19 protein-coding genes are annotated in these 14,878 nt (G+C 39.0%); 15 read left to right on the top strand and 4 right to left on the bottom strand.

Annotation, left to right across the window (positions count from 1 at the left end; all coding sequences use genetic code 11):
• Window positions 1-5 precede the first annotated feature (5 nt).
• Both A3I9_RS0109935 and A3I9_RS0109930 read right to left on the bottom strand, forming a co-directional pair.
• On the bottom strand, window positions 6-1,379 hold the full coding sequence (locus A3I9_RS0109935) for a sensor histidine kinase (RefSeq protein ID WP_018378879.1): 1,374 nt from the start codon (window positions 1,377-1,379) through the stop codon (window positions 6-8).
• Window positions 1,376-2,104: a LytR/AlgR family response regulator transcription factor gene (locus A3I9_RS0109930; protein ID WP_018378878.1), complete on the bottom strand. Its 729-nt coding sequence runs from the start codon at window positions 2,102-2,104 to the stop codon at window positions 1,376-1,378. Before A3I9_RS0109930 ends, A3I9_RS0109935 begins: the two co-directional genes overlap by 4 nt.
• Before the next feature lie 234 nt (window positions 2,105-2,338).
• Here A3I9_RS0109930 and A3I9_RS12810 point away from each other — a divergent pair, with 234 nt between their 5' ends.
• The 7 genes from A3I9_RS12810 (at window position 2,339) to rpsI (ending at window position 8,424) form a co-directional block, all read left to right on the top strand.
• The gene (locus tag A3I9_RS12810; protein ID WP_018378877.1) at window positions 2,339-5,308 is read left to right on the top strand and encodes a glycoside hydrolase family 3 C-terminal domain-containing protein; all 2,970 of its coding nucleotides are present in this window, start codon (window positions 2,339-2,341) and stop codon (window positions 5,306-5,308) included.
• A 128-nt stretch (window positions 5,309-5,436) separates the two neighbouring features.
• Window positions 5,437-5,937: a hypothetical protein gene (locus A3I9_RS0109920; protein ID WP_018378876.1), complete on the top strand. Its 501-nt coding sequence runs from the start codon at window positions 5,437-5,439 to the stop codon at window positions 5,935-5,937.
• 1 nt (window position 5,938) lies between these two features.
• Window positions 5,939-6,628, top strand: coding sequence for a hypothetical protein (locus tag A3I9_RS0109915; RefSeq protein ID WP_018378875.1), 690 nt, complete (start codon window positions 5,939-5,941; stop codon window positions 6,626-6,628).
• 1 nt (window position 6,629) lies between these two features.
• Window positions 6,630-7,163 (top strand): hypothetical protein, encoded by a 534-nt coding sequence (locus A3I9_RS0109910; RefSeq protein ID WP_018378874.1) that lies wholly within the window; start codon window positions 6,630-6,632, stop codon window positions 7,161-7,163.
• A complete protein-coding gene (locus tag A3I9_RS0109905) occupies window positions 7,160-7,357 on the top strand; it encodes a helix-turn-helix transcriptional regulator (protein ID WP_018378873.1) in 198 nt (65 codons plus the stop codon). The genes A3I9_RS0109910 and A3I9_RS0109905 overlap by 4 nt, the downstream gene beginning before the upstream one ends.
• Window positions 7,358-7,564: 207 nt before the next feature.
• A complete protein-coding gene (gene rplM / locus A3I9_RS0109900; RefSeq protein WP_018378872.1) occupies window positions 7,565-8,011 on the top strand; it encodes a 50S ribosomal protein L13 in 447 nt (148 codons plus the stop codon).
• Between the two features lie 20 nt (window positions 8,012-8,031).
• Window positions 8,032-8,424: a 30S ribosomal protein S9 gene (gene rpsI / locus A3I9_RS0109895; protein WP_018164140.1), complete on the top strand. Its 393-nt coding sequence runs from the start codon at window positions 8,032-8,034 to the stop codon at window positions 8,422-8,424.
• A 143-nt stretch (window positions 8,425-8,567) separates the two neighbouring features.
• Here rpsI and A3I9_RS0109890 read toward each other — a convergent pair whose 3' ends face one another.
• Entirely contained in the window at window positions 8,568-9,722 is a 1,155-nt protein-coding gene (locus A3I9_RS0109890; protein ID WP_018378871.1) for a site-specific integrase, read from the bottom strand.
• 54 nt (window positions 9,723-9,776) lie between these two features.
• A complete protein-coding gene (locus A3I9_RS0109885) occupies window positions 9,777-10,295 on the bottom strand; it encodes a helix-turn-helix domain-containing protein (RefSeq protein ID WP_018378870.1) in 519 nt (172 codons plus the stop codon).
• Window positions 10,296-10,447: 152 nt separating this feature from the next.
• Here A3I9_RS0109885 and A3I9_RS0109880 point away from each other — a divergent pair, with 152 nt between their 5' ends.
• The 8 genes from A3I9_RS0109880 to A3I9_RS12800 all read left to right on the top strand — a co-directional run.
• A complete protein-coding gene (locus tag A3I9_RS0109880; RefSeq protein WP_001287945.1) occupies window positions 10,448-10,732 on the top strand; it encodes a hypothetical protein in 285 nt (94 codons plus the stop codon).
• A gap of 8 nt (window positions 10,733-10,740) precedes the next feature.
• Window positions 10,741-11,181 (top strand): hypothetical protein, encoded by a 441-nt coding sequence (locus A3I9_RS13890; protein WP_018378869.1) that lies wholly within the window; start codon window positions 10,741-10,743, stop codon window positions 11,179-11,181.
• A gap of 91 nt (window positions 11,182-11,272) precedes the next feature.
• Window positions 11,273-11,560 (top strand): DnaD domain protein, encoded by a 288-nt coding sequence (locus A3I9_RS13885; RefSeq protein ID WP_018378868.1) that lies wholly within the window; start codon window positions 11,273-11,275, stop codon window positions 11,558-11,560.
• A 14-nt stretch (window positions 11,561-11,574) separates the two neighbouring features.
• Window positions 11,575-11,865 carry a DUF5962 family protein gene (locus tag A3I9_RS0109865; RefSeq protein WP_018378867.1) on the top strand — a complete coding sequence of 97 codons (291 nt, stop codon included), beginning with the start codon at window positions 11,575-11,577 and terminating at the stop codon, window positions 11,863-11,865.
• Complete coding sequence (locus A3I9_RS0109860; RefSeq protein WP_018378866.1) at window positions 11,858-12,220, top strand: hypothetical protein; 363 nt, start codon at window positions 11,858-11,860, stop codon at window positions 12,218-12,220. Before A3I9_RS0109865 ends, A3I9_RS0109860 begins: the two co-directional genes overlap by 8 nt.
• Window positions 12,220-12,576, top strand: coding sequence for a hypothetical protein (locus tag A3I9_RS0109855; protein WP_018378865.1), 357 nt, complete (start codon window positions 12,220-12,222; stop codon window positions 12,574-12,576). The genes A3I9_RS0109860 and A3I9_RS0109855 overlap by 1 nt, the downstream gene beginning before the upstream one ends.
• Window positions 12,577-12,921: 345 nt before the next feature.
• The gene (locus tag A3I9_RS0109850; protein WP_018378864.1) at window positions 12,922-14,427 is read left to right on the top strand and encodes a class I SAM-dependent DNA methyltransferase; all 1,506 of its coding nucleotides are present in this window, start codon (window positions 12,922-12,924) and stop codon (window positions 14,425-14,427) included.
• Window positions 14,417-14,878, top strand: a 462-nt coding sequence (locus tag A3I9_RS12800) for a restriction endonuclease subunit S (protein ID WP_042361677.1), incomplete at its 3' end; no start/stop codon positions are given. The genes A3I9_RS0109850 and A3I9_RS12800, both read left to right, overlap by 11 nt.

Here is a 14,878-nt window from a genome sequence, read left to right as displayed (position 1 = left end):
TGAAATTAATCAGCCTTTTTTTGCGGAATAGGAATAATCATGGTCAATACAAAAGAGGAGTGCGCTGAATTGATTGTCAGCCATCCCTTATAGTTTTCTAGTGTTGCTTGGATACTTTTCAGCCCAAAACCATGTGACAGCTGATCAGATTTACTGCTTTTAGGTAATTTGGTTTCAGTATCCAAGTTGACAGGTTCTAAGAGTTTATTCGCGACTTCAATGACCAAAAACTGTTTGTGTTGCTTGATTTGCAGACTGACTTGTCGGTCTTTTTCATTCTTATATTGTTCAACACATTCAATGGCATTGTCTAGAGCATTTCCCAAAATAGCATATAGATCGATTGCCTTGATGAAATCTATAGCCTGACTATTGACCATATGTGTCAGTTGGATATGATGCAATTGGCAATAGTGATATTTTTGAGTCATCAATGTATTGAGGGATTCATTATCTAGATTTAGCGTGTGGTCATAATCAATAATTTTGCCAAGTATTTCTTCATAATAATGTCCCTTTTCACGATGGTCCAGCTCCTTTAATGCCAGAATTTGATTTTTGAAATCATGTAAGCGATAGTTTAGATGGTCAATGGCTTCTTTTTCCACTTGATATTGTTTTTTGCGTTCTTTCAAGAGTTGCTCCATGATGAATTGTTCTTCTAATAGACTTGAAGCGTGCAGGGTGATAAATTGTGCATAAAGGATTAAGGCACAGAGTGCTATGCTTGATAAGGCACTGATGTAGCGTTCGGGTCCGGTCGTTGTATTGAAAATATGCTGGCTAGAAAACGCCTGTAAAATCAGGAGAATCAGCATGACACTGTATACCTTTTGACTGGTAGTAGATTTTACTAGGCTACTCTGAGCGTAACGTTGCAATTCTGGTTTAAAATAGTGCAGAACAATACGATATATGATGGTGACAGTGAGAATAGTGAAAATGAGGTACAGGAAAACATTCTGTGAAAGATCCACCCATAAAGCTTGGGCCAGTAATTCATGAATGAAGACAAAGGCAATATGCTGCAAGGCATAGCTCGCCACGGCGATGAAAATTAAATCTTTTCCAGAAATCTGAAAGACCCACTTCATGACAAATAAACTTATTGATAGGATAGCAAGGTACCAGCCAACAAATAGAAAAATACGAATCAAAAGAGCTTCTGAGGTACTGGGAGAGAAGGTAGAAATTAAAAAACGGGCAAATTCTTTAATGACAAAATAGAAAATAGATAAGCCCAGTAATGGGAGGCTGGAAAGTAATAGCCGTCGACGCGTCTCTTGATGAAATGGTTGATAAGGAAGGATAAAGACAAGCATGGCAGCAATCAGTTCGAGTAAAAACCGCCATTCTTCAAATAATTCGAGGGCTGTCATTTAAAACCTCCAATATAATTTGAAAAGGCTTGGAGAAAACTAGCTTTCTTCAAGCGACTGATAGGAATGGTGTGGTCTGCAAGTAGCAGATCATTTCCCTGTATCGCTTCCACATGGGCTAGATTGACCAGAAAACTTTGACTAGGTTTTGCAAAGAGATGGGATGGTAATCGTTGTTCAATGGTTGAGAGGGATCCTGATGTGACATAGGTCTCAGTTACTGTATGGTAACTTAACTGGTGCCCAGATACCTCAATATATAAAATATCTTCTATATTGAGCGAGAGGTTTGTTTTGTTGAACGGCAGTTGGACAGTCTTTTGCACCTGCTTTTTAAAAGCTCGCAAAGCCCGTTCCAAGCGGAAGGAGAAACTGTCGTAATCCACTGGTTTAATGACAAAATCAAGAGCATCCACTGCATAGCCCTGAATGGCATATTGAGCCAAACTCGTTACAAAGATGAGACTGACCATCTCATCTTCTTTCCGAATGTGTTGGGCAGCTTCCATTCCATTGATTGCTCCCATCTCAATATCAAGGACAATCAAATCAAAAGAACGGTCCGTTCCTTGAAATTCATGAAAATAATCCAAAAATACTTCTGCTGAATTAAATTGTAGGACAGAAACCTCTAAGTCTTCCTCCTGTGCAAAACGCTGACAAAATCCAGCTAATTCTTCTGTGATGTCGACTTGGTCATCGACAAGGGCAATTCGATAGGTCATTGCATATTTCTACGTTCTACTGTAGGAACGTATCCTTTCATATACGGTCTTTTCTAAAAAAGAAAACGTTTTTCTAATCCTATTATACCAAAAAACAGACTCCTCTAGTGGAGAGGTTCATTTTCCATAAGGACAGATTATGAAAACAAATCTACCACTTACGATGAAAATTCCTTTACATCCTGAGAATGTGATACAGTAGATTCATAAAAACGATTACAAAAGGAGTATCCAATGAAAAAGACAATCAAAAAACCGATTGCCATTGCAGGATTGACCCTACTCTGTGGTGCAGCGATTGCGACAGGGGTGGGAAACTATTACGCTGTTAAGTATAGTCCGATTCTCTCTACTTATTTTGGTCATACGACCTACAAAATTACAGATGGGGATAAGAAGGAAGATACAAATTATTTTAAAAAGAGTTTCGCTTCAGAAGCGGAGCGCTTGACAGCCGATTCTAAAGCTGGTAAAAATGCCGCAGCAGAAGGCATTGTCCTTCTTAAAAATGACAATAATCTCCCTCTTGCAAAAGGTAGCAAAGTGACCTTGTTTGGGGTGTCAAACAACAACATCCTCTATGGTGGCGGTGGATCAGGTGCTGTTGACACTTCTACAGTACCATCCATGAAGAAAGCCTTAGAAAGTAGTGGTTTTGAAGTCAATGGTACGATGTGGGATTTCTATACTAAGGGTGCCGCAAAAGATATCAAGATGGACGTCCCAGATATAGCAGGAAGCGGTCGTTATGTCATCCACGAAGCTGGCATGAATCTCTTGGGTGAAAAAGAGAAAAATAGCTTTAAAGACTATTCTGATGCTGCTATTGTCACCATTTCTCGTTCAGGAGGGGAATCTTCTGATCTACCAAAAGTCTATGATGAATCCTACCTAGAAGCCCTAGACGGAGAAGGTTATGCTGGGAAATTCCACTCTGATCCAGTTGATTCTAAGGAAGATATTGGCCGTCATTACCTCGAATTAACTCACAACGAAGAGGAGATGCTCCAATATGCAAAAGCCAATTTTGAAAATGTTGTCTTAGTGGTTAATTCAGCCAATCCCATTGACCTTGGTTTCTTAGAAGAAGCGGACTATGGTGTTGATGCAGCCTTGTGGATTGGAAACCCGGGGAAAGATGGTCTCTACGCTCTTGCTGACATTTTAAATGGTAGTATCAATCCATCTGGTAAATTAGTGGGCACTTATGCTTATGACCAAACGGGTTCACCGGCCTTTGTTAATTTTGGTGCTAATTCTGTTAAAAGTGAAGACCCACGTGGAACAAATTACGTTGTCTATCAAGAAGGGATCTATGTTGGTTACAAATACTATGAAACCCGCTATGAAGATGCTGTTCTAAAACAAGGGAAGGCAGATGCCAATGTTGGCGTGACAGCTAAAGATGCAACAACATGGCAATATGAAAAAGAAGTCCAATTCCCATTTGGATATGGTCTCTCTTATACTCAATTCGACCATGAGTTGGTGAAAGATGACAAAGATGGCGATGGCTATACTTTTGAAGTAAAAGTCACTAACACAGGTGATGTAGCTGGTAAAGATGTCGTACAAATTTACATGCAGTCTCCATATACGGACTATGATAAAGAAGCAGGCATTGAAAAACCAGCTGTCCAATTGGTCGGTTTCGGTAAAACCAAAGAACTAGCAGCAGGTGAATCAGAAACTGTCAAAATTACAGTGGATGAAGAAAATCTTAAAGTGTACGATGCAACAGCTAATGATGGTGAGGGAACGTACATCGTCGAAGAAGGGCAATACTACTTCACCGCCGCAACAGATGCTCACAGAGCTATCAACAATATCTTAGCGAAAAAAGGGGCTGAAAATCTCTCTGGCAAAGGGCAAGCAAACCTAACAGTTGAAACAAAAGTTTCCTCTAGCGATGAATTTGCCAAATCTGAAGCAACAGGCAATGAAATCAAAAACCAATTTGCAGATGCAGACATGGCAACCTATGACAAAGACTTTACCTATCTTTCAAGAAGTGACTGGGAAAAAACATATCCAAAACAGTACAAACTTGAATTGACAGAAGACTTGCAAAAAGGTCTAGCTATTCCAGAAGGAACAGATCATAAAAAAGCCAAGATGCCAACAACAGATGCCAAGAATGGTTTGACATTGGCCATGATGCGTGAAGTCGACTTCAGCGATCCGCTTTGGGATACTTTCATGGACCAACTCAGTGCGGAAGAAATGTACAATCTTGTTCGTATTGGGGGTTACCAAACACAGGCAGTTTCTTCTGTAGGAGCACCCGCCACTGTCCATGTAGACGGACCAGCTTACGTAGGTGTGGCAGGATTAACAGGTGTGACGACCAAGGAAAAAACCTACGCTTGGAGTTCAGAGATCCTCCTTGCCTCTTCATGGAATAAAGACATTCTCTACAACATGGGGCAAATGATTGGAGAAGACGCATTAGCGCAAGAAGAACTAAACTTTGCAGGTTGGTATGCTCCAGCCATGAACATTCACCGTACAGCCTTCTCCGGTCGAAACTTTGAATACTATTCAGAAGATAGCTTCCTATCAGGTCAAATGGGGGCTGCTACTACCAAAGGGGCGACAGAAAAAGGATTGATTGCCTTTATCAAACATTTTGCCCTCAACGATCAAGAAACAAACCGTGCCTCACTCTTAACTTTTGCCAATGAACAGGCTATCCGTGAAATCTATCTTGCTCCGTTTGAAAAGAGCGTGACAGAAGGTGGAGCGCTTGGAATGATGGCGGGTATGAACCGTGTTGGCGCGACTTGGGCAGGAAACCACAAAGGCTTGATGACAAATGTCGTCCGAGATGAATGGGACTTCAAAGGAATTGTCGTAACAGACCAAGCTTCCTTCCCACAAGCCTTTCCATTTATGGCCATTCGTGGTGGACTAGAAGCAGGAACAGACCTCTACCTCAATACTGGTACAGATAACTGGACTATTGACGATTATGCCAAGAATCCAACAGTGATGACACAACTGCGTACAGCTTCTAAACACACTCTTTACTCTGTTTCACGCAGTCTAGCGATGAATGGTATTTCTTCAACAGCGAAGGTACAATCTATCACACCATTGTGGCAAAAATGGCTCTACGCTGCAGATGGCCTAGTAGCCCTTCTTGTAGCAGCAGGTGCCTACTTCCTTATCCGTAAGACAAAGTGGAAGAAAGAAGAAAACTAACATTCTAAACTCAAAAGAGGATCATTCAATAGGATGGTCCTCTTTTACATTACATTTTGTAAAATATACTTTACAAAAAGAATGGTATATGATATATTTGAGATGTAAAAAAGAAGGAGGAACTTCTAATGGAAAATGTAGCTGGCATGTTGCTTATTCTGTTTGCTGTATTGGTTTTTGTGTATGTACTACATAAGGAAGGCTTGATTGTCAAAGATGAATATGATGAATACCAAAAAATTCTACGTGGAAATAGCTTTCGTTATGCTTTTTATGGCATGATTTGCATGATTGTTTTGGGCTCTATCCTGTCTAACTGGCTTCCACTGTCTCTATCTTTGTTTTCTAGTTTATTGCTTTACATCGGTATCAGCATACAGGTTGGTTACTGTATCTGGGTTGGTGCCTATTTTCCAATCAATGAAGGACATAGCAGTCCAAAATCTAGCTTATTTTATTTCCTAGCGATGGGAGTGCTCTATCTGTTGATGAATGTTCCCATTTCCTTGGAAAATCTCCTTGAAGAAGGAGCAGATACTAGCTTGTTGATTAGTGTATTTTTCTTCCAAACGGCCTTGATTCTTGGTGTCCGTATGTGGCGAGATAGAAAAAATAAGGAGGACGAGTAAGATGCAAAACAAACAAAATATTGTTAAAAATCAGTTGTTGTTCATTTTTGTAGTAGGAGTCATGACTCTTGTTGCCTTCGTTAGTGCTGTAAAATCAGATGCCTCTACTTTTCGGTGGGTTGCATGGATTAGTTTTACTTTGCTGGCTATATTATTTTTCCTATTAGTCTGGGGCTTAAAGTCAGCTAAAAAGATTCAAGAAAAAATAGACAGGGGAGATGTTGCAGACAAGGAAGTGCGACAGTTGCAAAAAGTTCCTGTATATGATGAACGACAGCAACAATTTGTTCTCAAGAGTTACCAGCTTGGTTTTTGGTTCATGGTTTTTGTCTTATGGTTAGAATCATTTACGATCCGATTGTTTCCTCTAGTATCTGCTAGTTTTATGAGTTTTGTGGCTCTCTGGGGTGGAGTGGCCATCAGTGTTGCTTATGCAAATTTAAAAGGTGCCTCGCCTTTTGTAGATAAACGCTTTGGAAAAATTGGGAAAATCATTGCCCTGCCCATCGCTTTATTTGGTGTCATCGTCGTGGCAATGACACTTATAGCTAGTGTCGTAGCTGGACTTGGATGGGCAGATTTCTTTGCACAAGGCGGTAGTGGCTCAATGGTTTTGATGGGGCTATCCCTATTTGTAACTGGGAGTTCGATTGCCTACCGTCACTATCTCGACAAACGAGAGGAGGAGTAAGATGCTGTTTAATCGTATCATGGTCATTGTACTGATTGCTCTTGGTGTGGCGTTCTTTGCAAAAATAATTGCTAAAGATTTTGAAGCATTGGGTGATGGGTACGACGAACGTCAAAAAATGCATCGTGACAAAGGATATAAATACGGATTTTATACCCTATTATTATTGATTGTTATTGGGTGGAGCAATGCGGATAGTTTGGGTTCTCTAATGAAGCCATCTCTTGTAGCGTTTATCCTTATTTCAGGAGGATTATTTACAACTATCCTCTATTGGATTTGGAAGGATGCCTACTTTCTCCCTAAAAAACAACATTTGCTATGGGGAGTGCTGAATTTCTTATCAATGAGTTTGTTGCAAGTGACGAATCTGTATCGGACTTATCAGTATTGGATGGAGTTTGGACAAGGACAGTCCTTTTGGGAATTTTCAGAAAATGCTCTGATAAGTGTGTTACTGCTGTTCTATTTTTTGATGTTTACACTCTGTCTACTTTTTAAGGCTGGTATAGACAAATGGGGGAGTTCAGAATGAAAAACCTCCGATTAAAATCTGCACGTGCGGGCAAAGACCTAACCCAGCAAGACTTGGCAGACTTGGTTGGTGTGTCCCGTCAGACCATTGCGGCGGTGGAAAGAGGTGACTATAATCCGACCATCAACCTCTGTATTGCCATTTGCAAGGCATTGGATAAGACACTAGATGAGCTCTTCTGGGAGAACGATTAGAAGAAAGCGAATACGAAGTCAGCTCTGCTATTTTGCAAAAAATAAAATCAAAAAACAGGCTCAAATCGCTTGACGATAGGCTTGTTTTTTTGGTATTATAGTAGACGGTATTGTTTACCCCATTTGAAAGGCCCCGGAACCCTTCAAATAGCTCGTGGACCGGAACATCCACATCGTAAACAGAAACGAATTCGTATAGGAGAAATCATGAACAAAACAACTTTCATGGCTAAACCAGGCCAAGTTGAACGCAAATGGTACGTAGTAGACGCTACTGATGTACCTCTTGGACGTCTTTCTGCAGTAGTTGCTAGCGTACTTCGCGGAAAAAACAAACCAACTTTCACACCACATACTGATACAGGTGATTTCGTTATCGTTATTAACGCTGAGAAAGTAAAATTGACTGGTAAAAAAGCAACAGACAAAATCTACTACACTCACTCACTTCACCCAGGTGGTTTGAAACAAATCTCTGCTGGTGAGCTTCGTTCTAAGAACGCTGTGCGCTTGATTGAAAAATCAGTTAAAGGCATGCTTCCACACAACACTCTTGGACGTGCACAAGGTATGAAATTGAAAGTCTTTGTTGGAGCTGAGCACACTCACGCTGCCCAACAACCAGAAGTACTAGATATTTCAGGATTGATCTAAGAGAAAGGAGCACATAAAATATGGCACAAGCACAATATGCAGGTACTGGCCGTCGTAAGAACGCTGTTGCACGCGTCCGTTTGGTTCCAGGTACTGGTAAAATCACAGTTAATAAAAAAGATGTAGAAGAGTACATCCCACACGCTGACCTTCGTCTTGTCATTAACCAACCTTTCGCAGTTACTTCAACTCAAGGTTCATACGACGTTTTCGTTAACGTTGTAGGTGGTGGCTACGCTGGTCAATCAGGTGCGATCCGTCACGGTATCGCGCGTGCACTCTTGCAAGTAGACCCAGACTTCCGCGATTCATTGAAACGCGCTGGCCTTTTGACACGTGATGCCCGTATGGTTGAGCGTAAAAAACCAGGTCTTAAAAAAGCCCGCAAGGCATCACAATTCTCAAAACGTTAATATTCAGTTATATCAACGTTCCAGAGCACTTTGCGAAGTTTTCGCAAGGTGCTTTTTTGATGAAAAAAGTGCTTTGGTAATCCTTTTGGTAATCTTTCGAGACTTGGTTTTTGGTCAATATGAGGCTGAGCAATAAATCTAGTTCATTTAGCCTTATTAAGATACTCTGCAAATTTTGTAATTGACTGTTTTTCACCAGCTTTTGTAGCATGGCTATAAGTGTCTAAAGTCATCTGGCTGCTTGCATGGCCTAAGCGTTTAGCAGTATTGACTGGGTCAATTCCCATTTCAATCATCAAGGTTGCGTGAGTGTGTCTAAACCCATGTGGGCTAATCTTTTTAAGATTATGCTTACGTATAATACGTTTTAGAATATTGTTGATATAGTCAGCGTGTAAGGGTTCTATCTCACCATCTCGGTTGCAGTATGTAAACATAAATTCTTTGTCGAGAGAAAGAGGCTGTACTGATAATTGCCACTTTTCTCTGCTAGTTTCCTGTTTCCATTTGTTGAGGATAGAACAGGTTTCATCATCAAGATAGATAGAGCGCACAGAGAATGTATTTTTAGTTCCTTTTTCAATGGCATGGCCATCTATTCTTCCTAAACTTTTGCTAACTGTTAATAGTTGATTCTCAGAATCAAAATCTTCCCATTTAAGGGCGTAGAGCTCTCCTTTTCGTAACCCGCTGTATGCTAGTAATCGAAATAGTGCATAATGTTTATAAGGTTCATTTTCTAAAATGATTGTCAAAAAATGATGCAACTCGTTAACTGTCCAATAGTTCTCACTGACAGTTTTTTTGAGTTTAGGCATAATAACCTTGCTCATGGGATTTCGTTCAATATAATTCATATTAATGGCAAATTCAAATATTTTAGAAGTATAAGATTTGATTTGCTTCATGTTTTTGAATGTCTTGGCTTTGTCAGTGATGAAGGTTTGACAGTCTAAAGGACTGATTTTTGAAATTTTCTTTTCTCCAAAAACAGGAAGAATATGTAGGCGATAGAGGTCGGCAGTTTTGACTGCAGTAGTTGCTTCAACAGTATCTTTATAAGCTTCATACCACCTTTGATAAAGCTCTTGGTAAGTGTAGGTTGTTTGAGCAGTAATATGGACAAAAGTTCCACTATTCAACTGATGATTAACAGCAGTTTCATGAGCTTTGGCAGCTTTACGCGTCTTGAACCCTCGTTTAGTATAATATTTTTTCTTACCGTAGTCATTTAGACCAAGGTAAACTTTAACAAAATAGGTGATTCCTTTTGTAGATTGGTACTTGTGTACAGACATAACAGTTCTCCGTTTCTAAGTTTTCGGAGCTTATGTAATTGAGAAACTGTTAGTTTATTTTTTATGTCGATCTTCTTGTCTAATTCGGTATTCTTCGGTCTGAATCCAGGTTTGCCAAATTTCTGATTCTCGTTTTAAACTATTCATGTGTTTAGTGAAGATTTTCATGAATTCTTCTTCATTATTAACCAAATAGCGAGCTAAAATGCGCCTAAAATCGTCTGAGAAGCCTTCATTTAAGGGCATAGACAAATGAATCTCTCCTAGTTCGATTCCTTTCTTAAGCTTCTCCATATCGCTTTTAAAAGGTGTTACAGAAGTAATTTCAGATGTCTTGAAACTATCAGTGACGATTTTTAAATTTGACGGAGCGTACTTTTCTTCGTCAATTCCAAGGATGTATGCCACTGAAACACCAAAATAATCCGCTAACTTTTGAGCATTCTCTTTTTTAGGTTTTCGTATTCCTTGGTTATAGCTAGATAGTGTTGGGTAGGATATATCTAGCGCTTCACTGATACTTTTTATTTTTTTGCCACTTTCTTCTATAAGTTTAGCTATATTATTAGTCATAGATTCCTCCTAATTGATATTCTACCACATTTAATACAAAAAGTATAATACCACTTGACAAGAATACAAAAAGTATTTATAATTTAAAATGTATAATAAAATATACAAATTTCGGAGTTTATTTAATTGAGAAATGGAAACGAGGTAATAGTATGTCTGAAGAAGCGACTTTAGTTGTTCAACTTCCCAAAGTTTTGGAAAAACAGTTAAGGGCACATTATGATGAAATGGTCTCTACAGCTATTGAAAGAGCGCTAGAAGATAAAGAACTATACAAACCTATGGTTCGGATGGCCGCTCTTTCTAGGTGGCTTGATGTATCAACGACAACCCTTCAAAAATGGACACGAGAAGGAATGCCTACAATGGTCATTGATGGGGTGACTCTGTACGATAAACGTGCGGTTACACGTTGGTTGAAGCAATATGAAAGATGAGGTAAAGGATGGCTAATAGACGAATGTTGAGTAAAACGGTAGTACAGACACAACGATTTTTACGCCTGCCACTTGAAGCGCAGGCGCTTTACTGTCACTTGGTAGTCAATGCAGATGATGATGGTATTGTTGAAGCTTTTCCTGTTATGCGAATGATCAACGCTAATGAGGACAGTTTGAATTTATTAACTCTTAAGCAGTATTTACTCTTGTTAAACAATGAAATGGTTTACTTTATCAAGGATTTCTTTGAGCAGAATACCATCAAAGCAGATCGTTACACACCGAGTAGTCATCGTCAACTTCTTATAGATTATCTGAAGGATAATCAGTTGTTGGAGAATTTAAATTTAGGTCCACGCTTGATTAATTATCTTCAAAATACTAGGCTCCAAGTTGGAGCCAGTCTGGATCCAGATGGGAACCGCAATATAATTAAAGATAAGTAAAGATAGGATAGGGAAAGATAAGTTAAGTCAAGATAAGATAGGATTAGATAATGATCCAATCTCATCACGACTGACTGATGACATCTGGTTAATGGAAACACTATGGCATCGAGAATTAACCCGACAGGAAAAAGTATTACTAGAAGGATTAACAGTTAGTGATTCTTTATTGCAGTTAGTTATTCACAAAACAGCTGAGCTTGAGCCAAAAAAACAAAACATGAGTTATGTCAAAGGGATACTAATGAATTGGGAAGCTAGAGGGTTTATAACTGCTGACCAAGTGATAGCGTCTGAAAAAGACTACCGTCCATTAGAAATTTCAAATGTGGAAGTATCTGAAGATTTCATAGCAGCTATGGATATATGGAAAGATTAGAAGGATAACTAGTGATGACAGTATATTATCAATTAGAAAATATGTTAGTGGCTGGATTTAAGTCACAAGAGGAGTACGACCGCTATCAGGCTCTCAAGAGAGACTATGAAGGGGAGTCAGAGGACTACAGCTTTTCTATTAGAGAAATCACCAATCAGATTGAAATCATTTGTAAGACCTCAGAAAATGATTTTCCTGATTTAGAAGAAGGAATATTAACTGACTATTTAGAACTAGTTGAACAGTTGGAACGTTATGACACTAAGCAGGCAGATAAGTATTTAAGGATGGTTCGTCATGGTTGAACGTGTCAGAAATATTTTAAAGAAGTTTTATGTGACGGAATTGCAGAATGACGTCCTTAATCGGTTAGTAAACGATACAGGATTAGGGTCATTTTCTAATTATGCTCGTCGGATGCTCTTTAAGGAAACGTCACTTTTTATTCAATTTGATGAATCACAGTTTGAGGAATTGATTTATTCTTTAAGACGTGTCGAAAATAATTTAAGGCAGTTATCAAGTATTGCAGAGCAGTCTCAAAATATTCAAGCTTACAGAGCTATAGAGTATAGCAGAAGGCTAGTTTCAAATTATGAAAAGCAGTTAACTCATTACTACAAGCAGAAGAAAAGAAAATTATTATCTAAGGGAGCTTAATGGTTAAAAGGAGAATTAGAAACGTTATTAAACAAGTCTTTTTATCTGAAGAAGAAAATCAAAAATTGTTAAATCGAATGAAGCAAGATGGCTTCTCAAACTTTTCTATTTTTGCTAGAAAGCAATTGTTGAAACCTGATTTTGAAACATGGCTAGTAAGCTTTCCGGAATATCAGACTCTGACGAATAGATTGCTATTTATTGGCAGAACAATTAATTCTATTGCCAAGAGTGCGACCCAGTTTGGGAAAATCTCTCCGCAAGACTTGATGGAATTAGGTCAGCTGATGGAGGAACTTGTAGAACATGTAGAGAAGCAAATCAGGGAAGATAAGCAACGAGTAGCTAAGAAGTGATAGTACTCCAGTAATTTTGGCAGCATAGTTTTAAAATAAGATAGCAAAAACGCTGATGGTGGTCAGTGTTTTTTATTATGTCGTCATAAAAAATCCTTGTACGGACAATGTGCGGCACCGTATAAAGTACGGTTATGTCCTTAGAATGTTAAAAGGTCTTTGCGAGCTCAGATAGTGTATACACACTATCGTAAAAAACAAACATCAGCAAAGGTCAGTGTGACCCTTTTGAGGTGATGTTCGTTTTTTATTTTGGGGAGAATCCCCAACCCCCTTGAGAAATAGTTCGAGATAGGGGTTTGAAAATGGTATAATAGAGGAAACAAAACAATTTGGGAGTGTAAAATGGCAAATACAAATACGAGTGCTAATATTGGCTTCGAAAAGGAGCTCTGGGATGCGGCAGATTCTTTACGTGGTCATATTTCAGCAGCTGATTATCGAAAAGTGATCATTGGTTTGATTTTCTTAAAGTATGTTTCCGATTCGTTTACGATTAAATATAATTATCTTCTCAAAGAAGATGAAGGATTTGAAGAAGACCGCGATGAATACGTTTCTGAAAACATCTTCTTTATCCCACCAAAATCAAGATGGGCTTACATTGCGGAAAAAGCACACACCCCTGAAATTGGTCTTGCGATTGATGATGCCATGCGTGAGATTGAGCGTGCAAACAAATCGCTGAGTGGTGTTCTGCCTAAAGTCTATGCCTCGCCTGACTTGGATCAGCGTGTACTGGGCGAAGTCGTTGATATTTTTACAAATATCAACATATATGATCATGGTAATGAAAAAGATTTGCTCGGTCGAACATACGAATACTGCTTGGAACAATTCGCTGCCTATGAAGGTAAGAATGGTGGGGAATTTTACACACCAACAAGCATTGTTAAAACAATTGTTGAGATTTTAAAACCTTTTAATGGTCGTGTGTACGACCCAGCCTGTGGTTCTGGCGGTATGTTTGTCCAATCAGAGACATTTATTGAAAATCATAGCGGCAATATTAACAATCTCTCCATTTACGGACAAGAAGCCAATGCCGATACGTGGAAAATGGCAAAAATCAACATGGCTATTCGCGGTATTGAACCTAACTTTGGACCTCATCAAGCAGATACTTTTACCAACGATTTACACCCGACACTCAAGGCGGACTATATCATGGCAAATCCTCCCTTTAACTTGAAGAAGTGGGGAGCAGATAAGCTAGCAGATGACGTTCGTTGGAAGTACGGCACACCTCCTGATAGTAATGCTAACTATGCGTGGATACAACACATGATACATCACTTGGCGCCCAATGGTAAAATTGGTCTTGTCTTGGCAAATGGGTCACTATCATCTACGCAAAGTGGCGAAGGGGATATTCGCAAAGCTATTATCGAGGATGATTTGGTTGAAGGTATTGTGGCACTCCCTGCCCAACTCTTTTACAGTGTGACTATTCCAGCCTGCCTCTGGTTTATTTCTAAGAATAAAAAGCAAAAAGGAAAAACGGTCTTTATCGATGCCAGAAATCTAGGTCACATGGTTGACCGTAAACATAGAGATTTTACGGACGATGACATCCAAAAGATTGCTAAGACATTTGAAGCCTTCCAAGAAGGAACATTGGAAAATGAAAAAGGCTTTTGTGCTGTCGTTGAGACCAAGGCTATTGCTGAGCAGGACTATATCTTAACACCAGGACGTTATGTTGGAATTGAAGACAAGGAAGAAGATAGCGAACCCTTTGAAGAGAAGATGGAACGCTTAACCACAGAACTGTCTGAACTGTTTAAACAGTCTCATGTCCTAGAAGAAGAAATCAAACAACGATTGGAGGAGATTGGATTTGAGATATAAGCTAGGCGAAGTTGCCAAGATAAGATATGGTAAAGACCACAAAAAATTAGATGATGGGAATATCCCAGTCTATGGTTCAGGTGGCATAATGAGATATGTAGATACCGCACTTTATGATAAAAAATCTGTTTTAATTCCACGAAAAGGTTCGTTAGGAAATTTATTCTTTGCCAATAAGCCATTTTGGACAGTAGATACTTTATTTTATACTGAGATAGACGAAAATATTTTAATGCCTGAATTTCTATTTTATAAGTTAAAAATGTTTAATCTAGCAAGTATGAATGTAGGTAGTGCAGTACCTAGCCTTACAACCGCAATTTTAAACGCCTTAGAGTTGGATATTCCCTCTTTAGAGGTACAGTCACAAATTGTAAATATATTAAAAGCTTTTGATGAAAGAATTTCTCTTAATAAACAGATAAATCATCATTTACTTGAGCAAGCTAGA

Source organism: Streptococcus ovis DSM 16829 (assembly GCF_000380125.1).
In the GTDB taxonomy this organism is placed as follows: domain Bacteria; phylum Bacillota; class Bacilli; order Lactobacillales; family Streptococcaceae; genus Streptococcus; species Streptococcus ovis.
Note: the sequence above shows the minus strand (reverse complement) of the source record. Positions and strands in the feature narration are given on the sequence as shown.

Bases quoted from the DNA above. Each gene is read 5' to 3' on its own strand.
- A3I9_RS0109935 (WP_018378879.1), bottom strand. From the start codon at position 1,379: ATGACAGCCCTCGAATTATTTGAAGAATGGCGGTTTTTACTCGAACTG.
- A3I9_RS0109930 (WP_018378878.1), bottom strand. From the start codon at position 2,104: ATGACCTATCGAATTGCCCTTGTCGATGACCAAGTCGACATCACAGAA.
- A3I9_RS12810 (WP_018378877.1), top strand. From the start codon at position 2,339: ATGAAAAAGACAATCAAAAAACCGATTGCCATTGCAGGATTGACCCTA.
- A3I9_RS0109920 (WP_018378876.1), top strand. From the start codon at position 5,437: ATGGAAAATGTAGCTGGCATGTTGCTTATTCTGTTTGCTGTATTGGTT.
- A3I9_RS0109915 (WP_018378875.1), top strand. From the start codon at position 5,939: ATGCAAAACAAACAAAATATTGTTAAAAATCAGTTGTTGTTCATTTTT.
- A3I9_RS0109910 (WP_018378874.1), top strand. From the start codon at position 6,630: ATGCTGTTTAATCGTATCATGGTCATTGTACTGATTGCTCTTGGTGTG.
- A3I9_RS0109905 (WP_018378873.1), top strand. From the start codon at position 7,160: ATGAAAAACCTCCGATTAAAATCTGCACGTGCGGGCAAAGACCTAACC.
- rplM (WP_018378872.1), top strand. From the start codon at position 7,565: ATGAACAAAACAACTTTCATGGCTAAACCAGGCCAAGTTGAACGCAAA.
- rpsI (WP_018164140.1), top strand. From the start codon at position 8,032: ATGGCACAAGCACAATATGCAGGTACTGGCCGTCGTAAGAACGCTGTT.
- A3I9_RS0109890 (WP_018378871.1), bottom strand. From the start codon at position 9,722: ATGTCTGTACACAAGTACCAATCTACAAAAGGAATCACCTATTTTGTT.
- A3I9_RS0109885 (WP_018378870.1), bottom strand. From the start codon at position 10,295: ATGACTAATAATATAGCTAAACTTATAGAAGAAAGTGGCAAAAAAATA.
- A3I9_RS0109880 (WP_001287945.1), top strand. From the start codon at position 10,448: ATGTCTGAAGAAGCGACTTTAGTTGTTCAACTTCCCAAAGTTTTGGAA.
- A3I9_RS13890 (WP_018378869.1), top strand. From the start codon at position 10,741: ATGGCTAATAGACGAATGTTGAGTAAAACGGTAGTACAGACACAACGA.
- A3I9_RS13885 (WP_018378868.1), top strand. From the start codon at position 11,273: ATGGAAACACTATGGCATCGAGAATTAACCCGACAGGAAAAAGTATTA.
- A3I9_RS0109865 (WP_018378867.1), top strand. From the start codon at position 11,575: ATGACAGTATATTATCAATTAGAAAATATGTTAGTGGCTGGATTTAAG.
- A3I9_RS0109860 (WP_018378866.1), top strand. From the start codon at position 11,858: ATGGTTGAACGTGTCAGAAATATTTTAAAGAAGTTTTATGTGACGGAA.
- A3I9_RS0109855 (WP_018378865.1), top strand. From the start codon at position 12,220: ATGGTTAAAAGGAGAATTAGAAACGTTATTAAACAAGTCTTTTTATCT.
- A3I9_RS0109850 (WP_018378864.1), top strand. From the start codon at position 12,922: ATGGCAAATACAAATACGAGTGCTAATATTGGCTTCGAAAAGGAGCTC.